We start from the raw sequence: 1,818 nt of genomic DNA on the forward strand, positions 1-1,818 counted from the left end.
CTGCGCGGACGGCGTGGGTGGCGTGGTAAGCGGGCCAGGCTCGCGGTCGGGGCGAAAACGTGCGTGAGCGAGCAGCGCGACGATGAGGCCGATGCGTTCGGCGAGAGTGCGCCGCGCGAGGAGCGCGCCGAGCCGGAACCGGCGGAAGCCGTTTCCGAGAAGGCCGCGCCAGCCGAGGAGAGCGCAGCGCCCGAGCCTGCGGAGGTCGTGATGCATCCGCGCGCGGAAGGCGCTGCCGATGTTTCCGAGATCGAAAAGGCGGCAGAGCCCGCCGAGCCGGAAGCGGCGGCTGAACCAGAGGCGCAGCCCGCCGAGGTCGTCGAGATGCCCGCGCAGCAGGAGCAGCCCCCGGCTGAAACACCTGGGATGCGTGAGCCAGAGCCCGAGCGCAGCGCCCCCGAAAAGGAAACCGTTACAGCCGAAGGCGAGCCGGAGCGCAAGGAACAGCGTCAGCGCCGGCGCGGCTGGTGGCAGCGGCGCTGATCGCGCCGCATGCCGCGGCGGAAGAGGCGCGGTCCGGGCAGGGGCTCAGGCGTCAGCTCTGCGCCGCCTCGGCCTCCATCTCAAGCTGGTCAAGCGGGCACTCGCGCCCCTTCTTGCGGCATTTGCGGCGGTATTCGCCGGCCCAGAACTCATAGATGCCCAGCGACTTTGCCGCTTCGGCGCATTCAAGGACCAGCGCTTCACGCGCGCGGTCGCTGCCAGCGTCCTTCCAGGACTTCTTCTGCTTCTTCGTCCGGCCGCAGCCGACGCACACGCCGCGCTTGTCCTTGCAAATATCGATGCATGGAGAAGGGAGTTTGTCGCCCTTTTTGCCCAACCTTGCCTCCTGACTTGGCGTTAACGCACTCCCGCCAGAATATGAGAACCTGACAAGACCTATCAAGAATTATCGGCCGGGCTACATGAACAGGCGCTCGCCCTCCATCCCCTGATAGAGGTCGGCGACGTAGTCCCCGTAGCCGTTATAGATCTGCGTCGGGATGCGCTTGTCGGTGCCGACGACCTCTTCGGTCTCCTGGCTCCAGCGCGGATGCGGCACGTCCGGGTTCACGTTGGCCCAGAAACCGTATTCGGACGGCGCGATCTCTTCCCAGAAGGTGGTCGGGCGCTCTTCGGTGAACTCGAACAGGACGATCGACTTCACCGACTTGAAGCCGTACTTCCACGGCGCCGCCAGGCGCAGCGGCGCGCCATTTTGCCGCGGCACGGGCTTGCCGTACATGCCTGTCACGAGGAACGACAGGTCGTGCGCGGCTTCCTTGATCGTCAGCCCCTCGGTGTAGGGCCACGGATACCAGTGCTGGCGCTGTCCGCGCGCGACATCCGGCTTCATGAAGGTCTGCATCTTCACGTATTTCGCCTTGCCGAGCGGCTTGGCGAAGCCGAGCAGCGCCCTCATCGGGAAGCCGTTCCACGGGATCACCATCGACCACGCCTCGACGCAGCGCAGGCGGTAGATGCGCTCTTCCAGCGGCATCTTTTTCAAAAGCTCGTCGATGCCGATCTTGAAGGGCTTTTCCACCGCGCCCGCGATGGCGATTTCCCACGGCCGAATCGGCAGCGCCTGCGCGGCGGACGAAATGCGCTTGTGCGAGCCGAACTCATAAAAGTTGTTGTAGGTTGTAGCGACGTCTTCGGGCGTGACCGGCCGGCTGACCGTATATTCGGGGTTGCGCGATACCGGAAAAAGCCCCGCGCCCGGGTCGTCCGCCGGCTCTTATACACCTCTGACGCTGCCGCCGCAGATGATAGGTGAAATACAGGTGGGACCCCGCTCCATACAAAACACAAGAACAGAACAAACACGAGGTAACG

At 65.0% G+C, this 1,818-nt stretch carries 1 protein-coding gene and 2 pseudogenes; 1 reads left to right on the forward strand and 2 read right to left on the reverse strand.

Annotated features, from left to right (window positions below):
- Window positions 1–483, forward strand: a pseudogene (locus I6U14_RS00050) (hypothetical protein); the annotation flags it as partial.
- 52 nt (window positions 484–535) lie between these two features.
- On the opposite strand, the gene I6U14_RS00055 reads toward I6U14_RS00050, so the two are convergent.
- Both I6U14_RS00055 and msrP read right to left on the reverse strand, forming a co-directional pair.
- Window positions 536–820 (reverse strand): DUF1289 domain-containing protein, encoded by a 285-nt coding sequence (locus tag I6U14_RS00055; protein ID WP_296895847.1) that lies wholly within the window; start codon window positions 818–820, stop codon window positions 536–538.
- A gap of 81 nt (window positions 821–901) precedes the next feature.
- Window positions 902–1,666 (reverse strand): annotated as a pseudogene (gene msrP / locus I6U14_RS00060) (protein-methionine-sulfoxide reductase catalytic subunit MsrP); the annotation flags it as partial.
- Between the last annotated feature and the right edge of the window lie 152 nt (window positions 1,667–1,818).

Source organism: Thiohalocapsa sp. (assembly GCF_019695415.1).
Classification (GTDB): domain Bacteria; phylum Pseudomonadota; class Gammaproteobacteria; order Chromatiales; family Chromatiaceae; genus Thiohalocapsa.